Raw genomic sequence first — 17,924 nt, forward strand, 5'->3', positions numbered from 1 at the left:
TCAATTTTTTATAACGAATTGGTATGCGTAAAATTTGTATTTTTTTACTGTTTTTGTTTTGCGGTAATGTTTTGCGTTCGCAAGTTAATCCAACGGTTAAAGATACAACGAAAACTCAATTCTCTGTAGGGAAAGTTGAACTGCAAGATCCACCAAGTGTACTATCTGCCTATAGATATGATCCAATTACGGATCGATATATCTATACAAACTCTGTTGATGGATTTTCTATCAATTACCCTATTATACTAACGCCAAAAGAGTACGAAGACTTAGTTTTGAAAGAATCCAGAAGGGATTATTTCAGAAAAAAATCAGATGCAATCGATGGTAAAAAAGTAGGTAGTGAAGCGGCAAAAAAAGACTTATTACCCCGATATTATATTAATTCAAGCCTTTTTGAAAGTATTTTTGGAAGCAATACAATTGATGTAAAGCCCACAGGATCAGTAGAGATGGACTTGGGTGTTCGATACACGAAACAAGACAACCCCTCATTTTCACCAAGAAACAGATCAAGCCTTACTTTTGATTTTGATCAGCGAATTAGTATGAGTTTAATGGGTAAAGTAGGAACAAGGTTAGAGGTTAATGCTAACTATGATACTCAATCTACATTTGCCTTCCAGAACTTATTTAAACTAGCTTATACACCATCTGAGGATGATATTGTCCAGAAAGTTGAGGTTGGTAATGTTAGCATGCCATTAAATAGTACCCTTATTCGTGGTGCGCAAAGTTTGTTTGGGGTTAAAACCCAGTTGCAATTTGGTAAGACAACTGTGACCGGAGTTTTCTCAGAACAAAAGTCACAAACAAAGAGTATAGTTGCAGAAGGTGGCGGAACAGTTCAAAACTTTGATTTGTATGCGCTGGACTATGATAATGACAGACACTTTTTCTTATCTCAGTACTTTAGAAACAAATACGATGCTTCTTTAAAAAATTATCCATTTATTGATAGCCGTGTTCAGATAACACGATTAGAAGTTTGGGTAACCAACAAACAAAACAGAGTAAGTACAAGCAATAACAATTTACGTAATATTATTGCACTTCAGGATTTAGGTGAAGGTCAGGTTACAGGTGTTCCTGATAATCAGGTTGTAGTTATAAGTTCTTCGACAGGCTTTTTTAATAATCCTGTAGATACCCCAACAGATAATAATAACAATAAATACGATCCTGCAACAATTGGTCAGGCAGGAGCCTATTTAAATTCGAATATTAGAGAAATCGTAACGGCAAAGTCCGGATTCAATAATGCGAATACCAGCGAAGGAACAGATTACTCTGTACTTGAAAATGCAAGAAAATTAACTTCAACAGAATATACTTTTAATACACAATTAGGATACATCTCTTTGCAGCAGCGTTTAGCAAATGATGAGATTCTGGCAGTAGCTTTTGAATATACTGTAGGAGGAAAAGTCTATCAGGTTGGAGAATTTGGTAGTGATGGAGTTGATGCAACTGTAGTTACTGGAAACAACAATGCAGATCAGGCTATTATTACACAAAGTTTAGTGTTGAAAATGCTAAAGAGTAATTTAACAAACGTTAAGAATCCGGTTTGGAACCTGATGATGAAAAACGTTTATCAAATTCCTCAGGCATATCAAATTAAACAAGACGATTTTAGGTTAAATATACTTTATACAGATCCTTCACCAATAAATTATATTTCGCCAGTTTCAGGAACTACTTTTCCTGCAAACCCAACAGCTGATAATAAGGTAGATCAAACCCCATTATTGAATGTCTTTAATCTGGACCGATTAAATTATAATAACGATCCGCAAACTGGAGGAGACGGTTTCTTTGATTATATTCCTGGAGTAACAGTAGACGTTCAAAACGGACGAATTATTTTTACAACTAAGGAACCATTTGGAGAACTTTTATTTAGAAAATTACAAAATACAGGTTCAGGCGAAAATTATGATGATCCAAATTCATATAATGCCAATCAACAAAAATATGTGTTTAGAAACATGTATAAAAACACACAATCCGGAGCTTTGCAGGATAGTGATAAAAATAAATTCTTATTAAGAGGAAAATATAAGTCATCAGGAAGTAACGGTATTCCTATTGGAGCATTCAACGTTCCGCAAGGCTCTGTTGTCGTTATGGCAGCCGGACGAAAATTAGTAGAAGGTATCGATTATAGTGTAGATTATCAACTGGGAAGAGTTCAGATTTTAGATCCTTCACTTCAGGCATCAAACACACCAATTGAAGTTTCATTAGAAAATAATTCCATTTTTGGGCAACAAACCAGAAGATTCATGGGATTCAATATTGAACACAAAATTTCGGATAATTTTGTTATTGGAGGTACTTTTTTAAAAATGACAGAGAAACCATTTACTCAAAAATCAAGTTATGGTCAGGAATCTGTAAACAATACCATTTTTGGATTTAATGGAAACTATTCAACCGAAGTTCCTTTCTTTACCAGATTAGTAAATAAATTACCAAATATTGATACAGATGTTCCTTCGAATCTTTCTATTCGTGGTGAAGTTGCTTTTTTAAGACCTGACGCTCCAAAAGCAAGTGATTTTGAAGGTGAAGCAACTATATATGTTGATGATTTTGAAGGTTCTCAATCAACAATTGATATGCGCTCAGCTTATGCATGGAGCCTAGCATCAACTCCTTTTGTAAATTCTATAAATGATAATACATTTAATGCAAATTCAAGCACATTAGAATACGGATTTAAACGTGCAAAATTAGCATGGTATACAATCGATCCTGTTTTTTATGCTTCAAAACCATCAGGTATTTCAAATGATGATTTATCATTAAATACAACAAGACGAGTTTACAGTAAAGAATTATATCCAAATACAGATATTGCGCAAGGACAGATTCAGGTAATTAATACACTTGATTTAAGTTATTATCCTTCTGACAGAGGACCGTATAACAACAACCCGAATTTTGGTACAAACCCTGCCAATTCCAATTTTGGAGGTATTATGCGTGCTTTAAATTCGACCAACTTTGAGCAGGGAAATGTTGAATATATTCAGTTTTGGGTAATGGATCCTTATGTAGGAAACGCAGAAGCGCCAACAAGTAATACCGGAAAAATATATTTTAACTTAGGAGAGATTTCTGAAGACGTATTAAAAGACGGAAGAAAACAATACGAAAACGGATTAGGGCCAGGGCAGATAATGGTAAATCCACAACCACTTTGGGGAGATGTTCCTGCGTCGCAATCTTTGATTTATGCCTTTGATACAAATGCTGAAAATCGTAAAAATCAAGACGTTGGTTTAGATGGTTTGCCGGATTCACGAGAAGGTTCAGTTTATACAAATTATGCAGGAGAAGCTGACCCTGCAGCAGATAATTATATCTATTATTTAAACACAGATGGGGGAGTTCTTGAGCGTTATAAAAATTATAACGGAGTCGAAGGAAACTCTGCAGTTAGTGTAGACGATCCTAATCGTGGTTCAACAACTTTACCGGATGTTGAAGATATCAATAGAGATAATACCATGAATACAATCAATGCTTATTATGAATATAGTATTGATGTAAGACCCGGAATGCAGGTTGGACAAAATTACATTACAGATATCCGTGAAGTAAGCAGCGTCGAATTACCAAACGGATCAACTACAACTGCAAGATGGATTCAGTTTAAAATTCCGGTTTCTCAACCACAAAATACAATTGGTAACATTACAGACTTTAGATCTATTCGTTTCATGCGTATGTTTATGACCGGTTTTAGCAACCAGATGACAGTTCGTTTTGGGGCATTAGATTTAGTAAGAGGCGAATGGAGAAGATATACAGGAACACTTGACGGTAATGATACAAACCCGGATGATGACGGAACTGAATTTGATGTTGCGGCAGTTAATATTCAGGAAAACGGAACAAAATGTCCTGTAAATTATGTTGTACCTCCCGGAGTACAAAGAGAGCAATTGTACAATAACAATACAATTATTAATCAAAACGAACAGGCACTTGCATTACGTGTTGGAGGTGCAGGTTTACAATATCAGGATTCAAGAGCAGTATTTAAAAACGTAAGTGTTGATATGCGTCAGTACAAAAAACTTAAAATGTTTTTGCACGCAGAATCTTTGCCTAACGAAAGTACTTTACTGGATGATGAAATGATTGGATTTATTCGTTTTGGAAATGACTTTACCCAAAACTTCTATCAAGTCGAAATCCCATTAAAAGTAACCAGAACAGGTGGTACTTGTACAATAAGCCCGGATCAGGTTTGGATGGAAGATAATAATATAGATCTGGCACTGGAGTTATTGACCAAAATGAAAATTAAGGCCATGAGTATTGATATCAACTCTAACAAGCGTGATATTAACGGAATTTATTATCCGGATGATGACTTAAGTACAGGTGGTGATGGTGATGGTAAACTGAGATTAGGTATAAAAGGAAACCCTAACTTTGGTTTGGTTCGAAATTTAATGGTCGGATTAAAAAGCAGGGCAGATCATAAAGATATAAAAGGAGAGGTTTGGTTTAATGAACTTCGTTTAGCTGATTTAGAAAACAAAGGCGGTATGGCTGCAATATTAAATATTGATACCAATATGGCTGACTTTGCTACAGTATCTGCAACAGGTAAAAAGAGCACGATTGGTTTTGGATCTCTTGAACAAGGAGCAAACGAAAGAGATCGTGAGGATATTCAGCAATATAATATTGTTACAAATCTTAATTTAGGTAAATTATTGCCTCACAAATGGGGAATCAATCTGCCTTTTAATTATGCTATTGGAGAAGAAGTAATTACACCGGAATATGATCCTTTTAATCAGGATATAAAATTAGACCAGTTAATAAGAGAAACTACAGATCCGGCAGAAAAAGAAAATATAAGAACTCGTGCTATCGATTATACAAAACGAAGAAGTATCAACTTCATCGGAGTCAGAAAAGATAGAGCACCGGAGCAAAAACCGCATATTTATGATGTCGAAAATTTAACATTATCACAATCATATAACCAGGTCGAACGTCATGATTATGAAGTAGCAGATTATGTAGATGAGCAATCAAATACAGCGGTAAATTATGCTTATACTTTTCAGCCAAAAGAAGTAGTTCCTTTCAAGCAAACCAAATTCATGAAAAAAAGTGAGTATTGGAAATTGTTAAGTGATTTCAATTTTAATTATTTACCATCTAATATTTCATTTAATACCAATATTTTAAGACAAAGTAACCGTCAGCAATATAGAGAAGTAGAAGTTCAGGGAATTGGACTTGATCCTTTGTACAGACGAAATTTTGCCTTTAATTATCAATACGGATTTGGATATAATTTGACAAAATCATTAAAATTAAATTATACAGCAGCTTCAAATAATATCGTAAGAAACTTTTTGAATGATGATAATACACCAAAAGAAGATTTTAATATTTGGGATGATTACTTAGATATAGGAACACCAAATCAACATGTACAGCAATTAGTGTTGAATTATGATATTCCAATCAATAAAATTCCGGTTTTTAGTTTTGTAAAAGCTTCTTATTCTTATACGGCTGATTATAACTGGCAACGTTCCTCGACTGCATTTTCTGAATATATTGATCCGGACGGAAATCAATTTGATTTAGGAAATACGATTCAGAATGCGAATTCAAATACATTGACAACTACTTTTACGATGAATACATTGTATAAGTATTTAGGATTAACACCCGGATCAAAAACGGCAGCAAAACCTAAAGCGTCAGCACCGCCAAAACCGGGAGAGAAAATTGTAAATACGGCAAAACCGGTTACAAGCAGCAATCCGTTTTATGATGGTATGATAGGTATTTTGACTAGTGTAAAAAATATTCAGGTTAACTATACTAAAAATAGCGGAACCGTTTTACCGGGATATACACCGGGAGTTGGATTCTTAGGATCGTCAAGACCTACTTTAGGATTTATTTTTGGAAGTCAGGATGATGTACGTTATGAAGCAGCAAAAAGAGGCTGGCTTACAGATTATCAGGATTTCAACCAGAATTTTACACAAGTAACCAATAAGCTTTTAAAAATTACGGCTAATATTGATTTATTGCCGGACTTAAAAGTTGACTTGACAATGGATCGCGCTTACTCTGAAAATTCATCAGAACAATATAGTGTGGTAAATGGAGAATATATGCCTTTATCGCCTTACACATACGGAATGTTCTCGATCTCGACAGTGTTGATTAAGACTGCTTTTTCGACTAGTAGCGAAACCGAATCTGCTGCGTTTGATGATTTTAGAAATAACCGTTTGGTTATTGCAGATCGTCTTGCAACAGATCATTATGGAGCAGGTGCACCGATTCCTAGATATGGAGATGCAAACAATCCTATTCCGGCAGAAACAGATCCTAATTACAAAGTGTATGTTGCCAATCAGGGATATCCAATAGGATATACAAAAAGTAATCAGGCTGTTTTATTACCTGCATTTCTTGCCGCTTATTCAGGAAGTAATGCATCAGGAAGTTCGACAGATATTTTTAGAAGTTTCCCAATTCCAAACTGGAGTGTAAAATACAACGGTTTGATGCGTTATAAATATTTCAAAGATAAATTCAAACGTTTCTCATTACAGCATAATTACAGAGCGTCTTATACGATAAATCAATTTAGATCTAATTTTGATTATCTGGAAACGCCAAACGGACAAGACGTGAATACCAATTTCTTTAATAAAACGATCATGTCAAATGTCAATTTAGTAGAGCAGTTTAGTCCGCTTGTACGAGTAGATTTTGAATTGAAAAGTTCATTAAGGATACTTACGGAAGTTAAAAAAGACAGAGCATTATCAATGAGTTTTGATAATAATTTATTGACAGAGGTAAAAGGAATGGAGTATATCGTAGGATTAGGATATCGTTTTAAAGATGTTATTTTCTCGTCAAGACTTGCTGACAGTCCAACCGGAATTATTAAAAGTGATATTAATATTAAGGCTGATTTCTCTCTTAGAAATAATGAGACATTAGTACGTTATTTAGATTATGATAACAACCAGTTAGCGGCAGGACAAAATATCTGGTCATTAAAAGTAACCGCTGATTATTCGTTTAGTAAAAATCTTACGGCTATATTTTATTACGATCATTCGTTTTCGAAAGCTGTAATTTCAACGTCATTTCCTTTAACGAATATCAGGTCAGGGTTCACATTGCGATATAATTTCGGAAATTAATTTTTTTAGATTCTAAACAGGATTTCATTAGAAGATTATTACATTTGTGACTTAATTATTAAAATATCAATTTTCAAACATAGTATTATGAGCATACCAGCAAATTTAAAGTACACAAAAGATCACGAATGGGTTAGCATCGAAGGAGATGTTGCAACTGTAGGAATTACTCATTTTGCACAAAAAGAGTTAGGGGATATCGTGTATGTTGAAGTAGAAACTTTAGATCAGACACTTGATAAAGATGAGGTTTTTGGAACAGTAGAAGCTGTAAAAACAGTATCAGATTTGTTCTTGCCTCTAACAGGAGAAATTATTGCTTTTAATGACAGTCTGGAAAGTGCACCTGAAACAGTTAACTCTGATCCTTACGGAGCTGGATGGATGATTAAAATAAAAATTGCAAATACATCAGAAATAGATTCATTATTGTCTGACGAAGCTTATAAACAACTTATCGGTGCCTAAACAATTATTACTGCTCTGGGCGATAGTATGCTCAGGTGTTATTACTTACTTTTGTTTGACGGATTCAAGTAATATTCCTGCTGTAAGTTTTCCAAGTATAGATAAGATTGTACATTTTTGTTTCCATTTTGGATTTACAATTTCCTGGATTTTGTTTTTCAAAAAAGAGCTTAAAGGCAAAGCGCCTGATGATTATAAAGCATACCTTATTTCGTTTATATTTTCTGTTTTTTTTGGAATCACAATCGAAATTTTACAAAGTGTTTTAACAACCACAAGAGCGTCTGACGTGACTGATGTTTTAGCAAATGCAATAGGAGCTTTAATAGGTATCTTTACTGCAATGGCTTTTAAAAAGCAAATCGATAAAATATAAGAATATAATTACCCACTTCGGTGGGTTTTTTGTTGCCAAAAAATCAAGCTTTAAAAAGTGTGTTTTTTTCTGAATATAAAATGTATTTTTGTCCCAATTCTATACAATTATGAATGTTAAGCAATATTTAGATTCGACCTATTTAAAAACTGCCTCTCAAGCCGGACTTTCGGAAGCAGAGAATAATAGTGTAGTAAAAAAGGCCATCGAAGAAGCAATTCTTGAAGGCTTTAAACTTATTATGATTAGGCCGGAACATGTTGCATTAGCCAAAGAAATGATTTTAAAAGCCAATTCGACTTTACTTGTTGGTACCGTAATTGATTTTCCTGAAGGAAAAGAAAGTTTAGAAACGAAGATTAAAGAAGCGAATAAAGCAATCGAAGACGGAGCAGACGATCTGGATTTTGTTTGTAATTACGAAGCTTTCAAAAATGGAGATGTTGCCTTAGTCAAACAAGAAATTTTAATAGGATCCCAAATTGCTTTAGCAAATAATAAAACGGTAAAATGGATTATTGAAGTTGCGGCTTTAACAGATAAAGAAATTATCCAGCTTTCGGTTTTGATAAAAAATGTTGTAATATCTCATTTTAAAGAAGATGATTATAGTTCTGTTTTTGTGAAATCATCAACAGGTTTTTATAAAACTGAAGATGATTTGCCAAACGGCGCAACTATACCAACTATTATAATGATGCTCGAAAATGCATCGCCTTTGCCAATAAAAGCTGCCGGAGGAGTTCGGTCTTATGAAGATGCAATAGAAATGATTCGTTTAGGTGTTAAACGCATCGGAACTTCGGCTGCAAAATCAATCGCAAACGGAGAAAATACCACAAATCAATATTAAATGAAAACCTACATTTACGTGAATAAGATTTTTCTATCTTTTATTTTTACACTATCAGCCGTATGCGTTTTTTCGCAAGAAACAAATAGTTCCGTTAAACCGGGTTTTACATCAGAACAATTTCCTGTTTTTCCGACTTGCGAAAATCTGCAATCAAAAAAATTAGAAGATTGTTTTTATAAAGAAGTTCAGGATTTTGTTTTTAACAATTTTGAAGTTACTGAAAATTTAAAACAATCGAATTATAAAGGCGAAGTAAAAGTACTTTTTGAAGTAGATGTAAATGGAGAATTTAAAGTCATTTATGTAAATGCTGCAAACGATGCATTATCAGAAGAAGCAAAACGAGTTTTTGGAAAATTCCCTAAAATAAAACCATCTACTTACAACGGAAAGCCTACATATTCAAAATACACGATTTCAATTGATATTCCATTAAAAAGCGCAGATCAAATTGCCGCAGAAGCACTGGCTGCAGCTCAAATTCTAAAACCAGCTGAAAAGCCAATGACAGAACTGGATAGTATTGTGTATAAAAAATATAATAATCCGGAATTTGACAGTCATTTAAATATTCCATTTTCACATAGTTACTATGCCCAGTTTGATGGCGCAATGAATCAGGTTGGAAGTAATAATCATACTGCTTCTAAGCCATATACATATGCCGAAGTTTCAAAATACTACAATTTAAAAGAAGTAAATCAATCGCTTAAAAAAGATGTTTCGACCTGGCTGGGAAGAAAATTCTGGAACGAAAATCTGGTTCAGATTCAGGGAGAAGATTACTGGCTGGCATTAAATCCTATTCTTGATTTACAAATGGGTAAAGCCTCAGATCTTGATGCTTCATATACTTATGTAAATACACGTGCCTTAAATTTTAGAGGAGGTTTAGGTAAGAATCTTAATTTTACAACTACCGTTTTTGAAAGTCAGGGACGATTTGCAGGTTATTTTAATGATTATGCCGAAACATTAAAACCTTCAGGAGGAAATCCTGCCATTATTCCGGGAATGGGAATTGCAAAAAGATTTAAAACAGATGCCTACGATTTTCCTTTGGCTGAAGCAAATATTACATATGTGCCAAGTAAGTTTTTTGACTTTCAGCTAGGTTACGGAAGAAATTTTATTGGTGATGGATATCGTTCCTTACTTGAAAGTGACGGAGCAAGTCCTTATCCTTATTTTAAAATTAATACCACTTTTTGGAAAATAAAATATACCAATACTTATATGTGGCTTAAGGATGTTCGTCCTGACGTTACTTTAGAGCGAACATATGCTACAAAGTTTATGGCAAATCATTACTTAAGCTGGAATGTGTCGAACAAACTGAATTTAGGATTTTTTGAATCAGTAGTCTGGACAGATACCAATAATAGAGGTTTTGATATCAATTTTGTAAACCCAATTATTTTTTATCGTTCCGTAGAATTTTCATCATCATCAAAAAGCGGAAATGCCCTTTTAGGAATGTCCGGAAAATACAAATGGAACAACAATGTTAATTTATACGCTCAGTTTTTACTAGATGAATTTTCGATAGGAGATATGGCAGGTGGAGAAAATAGCTGGAAAAACAAATTTGGATATCAATTAGGGGCTAAATACTTCAATGCTTTTAAAGTAAAAGATTTATTACTACAATTAGAGTACAACCATGTTCGTCCGTATGTTTATTCACACAGTGCTATTATTACGAATTACGGTCATAACAATCAAAGTATTGGACATCAATGGGGAGGTAATTTTGAAGAACTTGTTGCGATTGCCCGATACCATAAAGGACGTTATTATGCCGATGCGAAATTTACGGTTGGTAAACGAGGTCTGGATTTTGATACTGCAGAGGATAGTTACAACTACGGAGGTAATATCTATAAGAGCTATGATGTAGATCGACCTTATGATACCGGTGTAAAAGTGGGTCAGGGAAATAAAACGAACATTTTTATAGCAGATATTCAGGGAGGTTATTTGATCAACCCAATGACTAATCTGAAATTTTTTGGAAGTTTTCTTTATAGAAATTTTGATCCAACACAAGAAACAGCAACTACTTTTAAGCAAAGTACAACCTGGTTCACTATCGGATTGCGTTCAGATATCTTTAATTGGTATTTCGATTACTAGTCTTTTTAATAAGATTTTTCGAAATAATAGTGTTAAAGATTTGCAAGTCCTTATTTTGTAAAGGTTTTATTGAAAAAAATCTAATTTTATAGGTCCGTATTCTACAATCTAATTTGTACATTTGCACCACTCAAAAAAAACATACAAAATAATACTGTATTGAACGCTACTAAAAATACATTTTCAATAAAATCAATATTTAACGATTTCAAAGAGATTACAAAGGCTGGTTTAGCAATCAGTGTATTGTTCTCTTCGATTGCGGGATATTTATTAGGTGTTAATGATGAGCATCCTTTTAAATGGAGTGTTTTATTGATTTTGATGATTGGTGGGTATTGTATGGTTGGCGCTTCAAACGCTTTTAATCAGGTAATAGAAAAAGATATCGATTCATTAATGGATCGTACTAAAAACCGTCCGGTTCCTTCAGGGCGTATGTCACCAAAAATGGCATTGTTTGTAGCAAGTTTGCTAACTATTATTGGTATTGCATTGTTGTATACGATTAATGCAAAGTCAGCAATGTTTGCCGCAATTTCAATATTTTTATATACAAGTGTTTATACACCTTTAAAAACAGTAACTTCGTTATCGGTTTTTGTTGGCGCTTTTCCGGGTGCAATTCCTTTTATGTTAGGTTGGGTTGCAGCAACAGGAGAATTTGGTATCGAGGCAGGAACACTTTTTCTAATTCAGTTTTTCTGGCAGTTTCCACATTTTTGGGCGATTGGCTGGTTTTTATATGAAGACTATGAAAAAGCAGGGATCTTTATGTTGCCTACAGGAAAAAAAGACAGAAAAACTGCTTTGCAGATTATTTTATATACAGTTTGGCTTATAATAGCATCATTACTTCCTTGTTTAGGATTTACAGGACAATTATTTATTACGCCAATTGCGGCTGTAATAGTGTTCTTGTTAGGATTGTGGATGTTGTTTTATGCCGTGCGTTTGTATCAGTTACGAACTCCTAAAGCGGCAAGAACATTAATGCTGGTAAGCGTTTCGTATATTTCGTTACTGCAAATAGTATTTATAGTAGATAAATTTTTAAGATAGTTATGGAAATGACAATGACAATGACAACAGATGAAGAGCAATTAAGAAAAGCGAAGTCAGCAAAACTGATTTTGTTGTTCGCAATGGTAAGTATGACCATGATGTTTGCGGGTCTTACAAGCGCATTTGTAGTAAGTAAATCAAGAGCAGACTGGTTGAAGAATTTCGAGTTACCAACTGCATTTTATTATAGTACAGCAGTTATTATTGGTTGCAGTGTTACTTTTTATCTGGCAAAAAAAGCCATTCAAAAAGATAATAGAAGTGCAACGACAGCATTACTTTTAGGAACATTGGCTTTAGGGATTTTATTTGTGGTTTTGCAATTTGTAGGTTTTGGACAAATCGTAAAAAGCGGTTATTATTTTACGGGAGAAGGTAGTTCTATTACTACAACTTTTCTTTATGTAGTTACTGTTACGCACTTATTACACTTGGCTGGAGGTTTGATTTCACTTTTAATTATAATTTATAATCATTTTAAACAAAAATACAATTCGACTCAAACTCTTGGTATAGAACTAGGTGCGATGTATTGGCACTTTTTGGATTTATTATGGGTATATTTATTTTTATTTTTATATTTCTTTAAATAAGAAAAAAACGTAAATTTGGGAACTTTTTAACGAATATCTTTTATGGAAGCGACAGTTACTACTGCAAACAACGAAAAAACTTGGGGAGGCGGACATGAGATCCAGCCATTAGGAGCAAGTTATGGTAAAATGATGATGTGGTTTTTTATCGTATCAGATGCCTTGACATTCTCTGGATTTCTGGCGGCTTATGGTTTTTCTAGATTTAAATTTATTGAAACTTGGCCATTGGCTGATGAAGTGTTTACTCACTTCCCATTTATGCACGGTGTTTCGGCTCCAATGTATTATGTAGCCTTAATGACTTTTATTTTGATTTTCTCATCTGTAACAATGGTTTTGGCTGTTGATGCAGGTCACCAATTGAAAAAAACGAAAGTTGCAATCTATATGTTCTTAACTATTATTGGAGGTTTTATTTTCGTAGGCTCTCAAGCCTGGGAATGGAAAAACTTCATTAAAGGAGAATATGGTGCTGTTGAAACAGTAGGCGGAAGTTTACTACAGTTTGTTGATAAAGATGGTAAAAGAGTTGCTCTTGAAGAGTTTGCTGTAAAATTACCAAATCAACCGGAACAACTTAGCAGAGCAAAAGCAAAATGGTTTATGGAAAGTGCAGAAACATTGCCTACTTATTCAGTAGCTGATGTTCAGGCAGGTTTTAAAGCGCATCCTGAATTATTAATAAGAACAGAGCATCTTACAGCAGAAAAGAAAAAAACAGTTTTGTCAAGAGCAGAATCTGAAGCTCGTTTGAGCCAGGCAAAATATGTTGTAGAAGGTGCTAACTTAATAAGAAATGAATACGGAAGTAAATTATTTGCTGATTTCTTTTTCTTTATTACAGGATTCCACGGATTCCACGTATTTTCTGGAGTAATCATTAATATCATTATTTTCTTTAATGTATTATTAGGTACTTACGAAAAGAGAAGAAGCTACGAAATGGTAGAGAAAGTTGGTTTATACTGGCACTTTGTCGATTTAGTTTGGGTATTTGTATTCACAGTTTTCTACTTAGTTTAATTTTAGATTTTAATTATTATGTCACACGAACACGTATCAAATACAAAAAGAATCTGGTTTGTTTTTGCATTATTATCAGCAGTAACTACAGTAGAAGTTATCCTGGGAATTATAAAACCAGCATCATTAGAATTTAATCATTTTGTAGGTTTGAATTTGTTGAACTGGATATTTTATATCCTGACAATATTCAAAGCATATTATATAGTATGGGCATTTATGCACATGGAAGGTGAAAAAAGCAGCCTTAGATGGTCAGTTGTTTCACCAGTTATTTTCCTAGTTTTATATTTATTGTTTATTCTGCTAACAGAAGGACATTATATTTATGGGGTTTTTAAAGATTCTACTATTAAATGGAATTTTTAACATGATATTAATTCGAAAAGAGTCCCGATAACATCGGGATTTTTTTATTTTTGTACCTCAATAACTTCCGGTAATAAAATGAAAAAAAATATAGTTCTCTTTGTACTTTTTGTTTTGCCAATTGTAGCCTATTTGTTTTTTGCTTCTGGTGTAAATAGCTTTACTAAACTTCCAACAATAACTCCTAAAATTGCCGACTTTGGTAATTGGAAATCCCTTAAAGGAGAAAAAGTAACCCTAAATAATAAAATTACAATTCTTGGTTTTTCAGGAACCGAGATTTTAAAAAACAGAGGTAATTTCTTCAATCTAAACGAAAAAATTTATCAGCGTTACAACGGTTTCAAAGATTTGCAATTTGTAGTTATCTGTCCATTAGGAACAGAGAAAGATGCAGAGAAAATTGTAGAATCATTAGGTGCCTTTACAGATGTTTCCGGATGGCATTTTATTTTTGCTTCGCCTGATGATATTAAAGTTTATTACAATCAATTGAATCTTCAAGGAAAATTAGACCAGAACCTTGGCACTTCTAATGTTTATATTGTAGACAAGGAACGCAATCTAAGAGGCAGAAAAGATAAAGAAGAATATAAAGAAGGGTATAATACTTTTCATCCTTCTGAGTTGAGTAACGAAATGCTCGATGATTTTAAAATCATATTATACGAATATCGTGCAGCCCTGAAAAAGAACCACAACGCAACAAAAGAACTTTAATCTTTATATCATGTTTAAAAATAAATCATATATCGGAATTTCGTTTATAATTTTAATTTTTGGAATTTATGCCGTACCTAAAATTATTGACAGAATAACAAATGGCGAAGTTGTAAAAGGAAATCGTTTGGATAATGTAGGATTGAAGGGTTCTAAGTCTGATGCGAAACTTATGACAATAGGACCTGCACCTAAATTTGATTTAACAAATCAGGATAATATTAAAGTTTCAAATGAAACCTATAAAGGAAAAGTATATGTTTTAGAATTTTTCTTTACAACATGTCCGTCAATTTGTCCTAAGATGAATTTAAGCATGTTAGAAATTGAAAAAACATTTTTTGGAAATCCAAATTTTGGGATCGTTTCCATTACTATCGATCCTAAACATGATACATCGCAAGTTTTAAAAGATCATGCTAAGTTATTAGGCGTAAAGTCTTCTAACTGGAATTTCCTGACAGGTGATAAAGCTACCATTATGGACTTATCAAATAAGGGTTTTAATCTTTATGCTGGCGAGAATGATAAAGTAAGTGGTGGTTTTGAGCATTCAGGTTTATTTGCCTTGATTGACAAAGATGGAAATATTCGTTGCAGAAAAGATGAATTTGGGAATCCAAACATCTACTATGACGGATTAGATAAAAAAGGAGTTAGAGATATTCAAGAGGATATTAAAATATTATTAGAAGAATAAAAATGGAAGATCATTCATTAGAAAAAAAATACAGCAAACTTATTGTTGCAGTTTCAATCATTATTCCGGTTGTAGTAGCCATTTTATTTGGAGTTAAATTAAAAGATTTTGGTTTTAATGTAGAGCCGCTTTCATTTCTTCCTCCTATTTATGCTACCACAAATGGTATTACGGCAATTGTTTTAGTTTGGGCTGTAATTGCTATTAAAAACGGAAAACAAAAACTCCACGAGCGTTTAATGACTTTTGCCATCGCGCTTTCGGTTGCTTTTTTAGTGATGTACGTGGCGTATCATATGACAGCAGATTCTACTAAATTTGGTGGAGAAGGAGTAATACGATATATTTATTTCTTTATTTTAGTAACTCATATCTTATTGTCTATTGCGATTATTCCGTTAGTATTAATAACATATGTAAGAGCTCTGGCACAACGTTTTGACAGACATAGAAAAATAGCAAAAATAACATTTCCGCTTTGGCTTTATGTTGCCGTAACCGGTGTAGTGGTTTACTTAATGATTTCTCCTTATTATGTTTAAAATGGAAAATAGAATAAAGAATAATACAGAATACAGAATACAGAATATTGAAAATAGAGAAGATAATGCGGGGAAAAGTTTTTCAGCTAAATATGTATTTCTATTTTCTATTCTCTTTTCTCTTTTCTCTTCTCTCGCAGCTAATGCCCAATGTGCGATGTGTCGCGCTGCACTTGCAGGAGATTCGAATGTAAAAAAAGCCGAAGCTGTAAATAACGGGATAGTTTATTTGATGGTGATTCCTTATTTACTCGTTGCCATAATTGGTTTTCTGATTTACAGAATGTACCAATCAAAAAAGAAAAAAGCAGAATAATTATATTCTGCTTTTTTTTTTGTTATTTCAGTCCGTCAACCGAGACATTTACCGTTCCGTTTATCTTTATAAACGCGATAATAGCCTGATTGGTCAACTGGATTTTGTCAAACTGAATATCTTCCATTTTTCCATTTACAAAAACGCCAGGCAGTGGAGAATAGTTTTTAAGATAAGCAGCCATACTTTTTTTGCCTTCTTCTAAGTTAGGCTGAATAGAATAACGGCAGCTTTCTTCCATTTTTCTTAATACATAACCCTGACCCAGCCAGCTTGCTGTTCTCATAAGCTTGCTTTTTGTATCTAAAACATAATCGAGTTTCTCAAAATAAATCTCTTTTGTTTGAGGATTATATTGCGGAAATCCGTTTAAGTAAAGCGTTCCGTTTATAGAACCTAAAACGTCAAGGGCAATAACCATTTTTCCGTTTTTGTGCCAAATAGAAACATTTTTTACCGTTATTTTTTTACTTCCTGAACCAAACTCTTGTCCTGCAAAATTTTGGGTCATGATTTTTGAAGCATCAATGTAAGTTGAAATTGCTGCAATATTAGCTGATATTTGATTCGGAATTTTTGCTACCGGTTTCAAGACAATTTTACTGGCATTGAATTTTGATTCCGGTTTTTTCCCCACAATAGTTTCCATATTACATTTCATTCCCATGTCTAACAAAAACAAATCGTTCTTGAGTTTTGCATTTGTAGAATAGACTTCGACAGGCACGATTCTTAACCAGCTTTCATAAGTATCACTCATCTGGAATGGGGTACATATTTTTTCTAATGCTGATAAAACGTTCGGTTTAAAATCCATTGATTTTTCGATTGCTTCGTCTATTTTCTTTTCAATTTTAGATTTAAAAATAGAAATTGCCGGATTTACTAAATAAGTTATCGGCATACTTTTTCCAAATACAAGCATTGTAGGACTTTCATTCCAGTCTAATGATTTGAATTCGGTTTTAGTATTAAGTTTCCAGTTGTTCAAAGCTACTTCGCTTGATAAAGTAATTACACCATTTAAATTAAATTCTCTGACATCGTAAAGGTCAACGCCAAGTTTTTTGGTACCAATACGGTATTTTACTGTAGCTTTTAGCGGTAAAATTGTTTTTATCTTTTTATCCGGATTTGCAGGATCATTTTGGATTTTAATAGGAGCCTGTTTCCAGATTTTCATCTCGATATCATCATCTTCAATATTATTATCTTCATAAATCAAACCATTCAATAAAGAGTTTGTTTGGTTTTGAATGTCACTAAGTTTTACCGTTATGGGTAAATTGATAAAAGATGGATTTGCGTCATAAACCAGCGGACTTGCATCGTCTGGTTCCGGTTTTAAAGTTTCTAATTTTTGAGATGTAGAACAGCTTGTAAGCAACGTAACCGCGGTAAATAGAGAGAGAATTGAAAAAAACTTCATCGTTAAGATTTTTTTAGTGATGCAAAATTAAGAAAACAATTATATTATCTTAAAAAAGTGTAACAATTGATAGTGAATTGAGTCTTATTGTAATAAGGTAACAGA

At 33.4% G+C, this 17,924-nt stretch carries 14 protein-coding genes; 13 read left to right on the forward strand and 1 reads right to left on the reverse strand.

The window, feature by feature from the left end; genetic code table 11:
• Positions 1-23: 23 nt before the first annotated feature.
• From sprA to ASF10_RS03325, 13 genes are all read left to right on the forward strand, one after another.
• The gene (gene sprA, locus ASF10_RS03265) at positions 24-7,223 is read left to right on the forward strand and encodes a cell surface protein SprA (RefSeq protein ID WP_056245333.1); all 7,200 of its coding nucleotides are present in this window, start codon (positions 24-26) and stop codon (positions 7,221-7,223) included.
• 87 nt (positions 7,224-7,310) lie between these two features.
• The gene (gene gcvH, locus ASF10_RS03270) at positions 7,311-7,691 is read left to right on the forward strand and encodes a glycine cleavage system protein GcvH (protein WP_056245336.1); all 381 of its coding nucleotides are present in this window, start codon (positions 7,311-7,313) and stop codon (positions 7,689-7,691) included.
• Complete coding sequence (locus ASF10_RS03275; RefSeq protein ID WP_056245340.1) at positions 7,684-8,067, forward strand: VanZ family protein; 384 nt, start codon at positions 7,684-7,686, stop codon at positions 8,065-8,067. The genes gcvH and ASF10_RS03275 overlap by 8 nt, the downstream gene beginning before the upstream one ends.
• 109 nt (positions 8,068-8,176) lie before the next feature.
• Positions 8,177-8,920, forward strand: a complete 744-nt coding sequence (gene deoC, locus ASF10_RS03280) for a deoxyribose-phosphate aldolase (protein WP_056245343.1) — start codon at positions 8,177-8,179, stop codon at positions 8,918-8,920.
• Positions 8,921-11,059: an energy transducer TonB gene (locus ASF10_RS03285; RefSeq protein ID WP_241774888.1), complete on the forward strand. Its 2,139-nt coding sequence runs from the start codon at positions 8,921-8,923 to the stop codon at positions 11,057-11,059.
• Positions 11,060-11,218: 159 nt separating this feature from the next.
• Positions 11,219-12,121 (forward strand): heme o synthase, encoded by a 903-nt coding sequence (gene cyoE / locus ASF10_RS03290; protein ID WP_056245346.1) that lies wholly within the window; start codon positions 11,219-11,221, stop codon positions 12,119-12,121.
• Between the two features lie 8 nt (positions 12,122-12,129).
• Positions 12,130-12,717, forward strand: coding sequence for a heme-copper oxidase subunit III (locus ASF10_RS03295; RefSeq protein ID WP_056245608.1), 588 nt, complete (start codon positions 12,130-12,132; stop codon positions 12,715-12,717).
• Between the two features lie 42 nt (positions 12,718-12,759).
• Positions 12,760-13,743 carry a cytochrome c oxidase subunit 3 gene (locus ASF10_RS03300; protein WP_056245348.1) on the forward strand — a complete coding sequence of 328 codons (984 nt, stop codon included), beginning with the start codon at positions 12,760-12,762 and terminating at the stop codon, positions 13,741-13,743.
• Positions 13,744-13,761: 18 nt separating this feature from the next.
• Positions 13,762-14,112: a cytochrome C oxidase subunit IV family protein gene (locus ASF10_RS03305; RefSeq protein ID WP_055095146.1), complete on the forward strand. Its 351-nt coding sequence runs from the start codon at positions 13,762-13,764 to the stop codon at positions 14,110-14,112.
• Between the two features lie 78 nt (positions 14,113-14,190).
• Entirely contained in the window at positions 14,191-14,832 is a 642-nt protein-coding gene (locus ASF10_RS03310) for a hypothetical protein (RefSeq protein ID WP_056245350.1), read from the forward strand.
• Between the two features lie 10 nt (positions 14,833-14,842).
• On the forward strand, positions 14,843-15,532 hold the full coding sequence (locus tag ASF10_RS03315) for an SCO family protein (protein ID WP_056245353.1): 690 nt from the start codon (positions 14,843-14,845) through the stop codon (positions 15,530-15,532).
• Positions 15,533-15,534: 2 nt separating this feature from the next.
• Positions 15,535-16,074, forward strand: coding sequence for a DUF420 domain-containing protein (locus ASF10_RS03320; RefSeq protein WP_056245356.1), 540 nt, complete (start codon positions 15,535-15,537; stop codon positions 16,072-16,074).
• Positions 16,067-16,390 (forward strand): hypothetical protein, encoded by a 324-nt coding sequence (locus ASF10_RS03325; protein ID WP_056245359.1) that lies wholly within the window; start codon positions 16,067-16,069, stop codon positions 16,388-16,390. The genes ASF10_RS03320 and ASF10_RS03325 overlap by 8 nt, the downstream gene beginning before the upstream one ends.
• A 22-nt stretch (positions 16,391-16,412) precedes the next feature.
• On the opposite strand, the gene ASF10_RS03330 is transcribed toward ASF10_RS03325, so the two are convergent.
• Positions 16,413-17,819 (reverse strand): DUF4403 family protein, encoded by a 1,407-nt coding sequence (locus ASF10_RS03330; protein WP_056245362.1) that lies wholly within the window; start codon positions 17,817-17,819, stop codon positions 16,413-16,415.
• Positions 17,820-17,924 lie beyond the last annotated feature (105 nt).

It is taken from the genome of Flavobacterium sp. Leaf82 (assembly GCF_001422725.1).
Lineage (GTDB): Bacteria > Bacteroidota > Bacteroidia > Flavobacteriales > Flavobacteriaceae > Flavobacterium.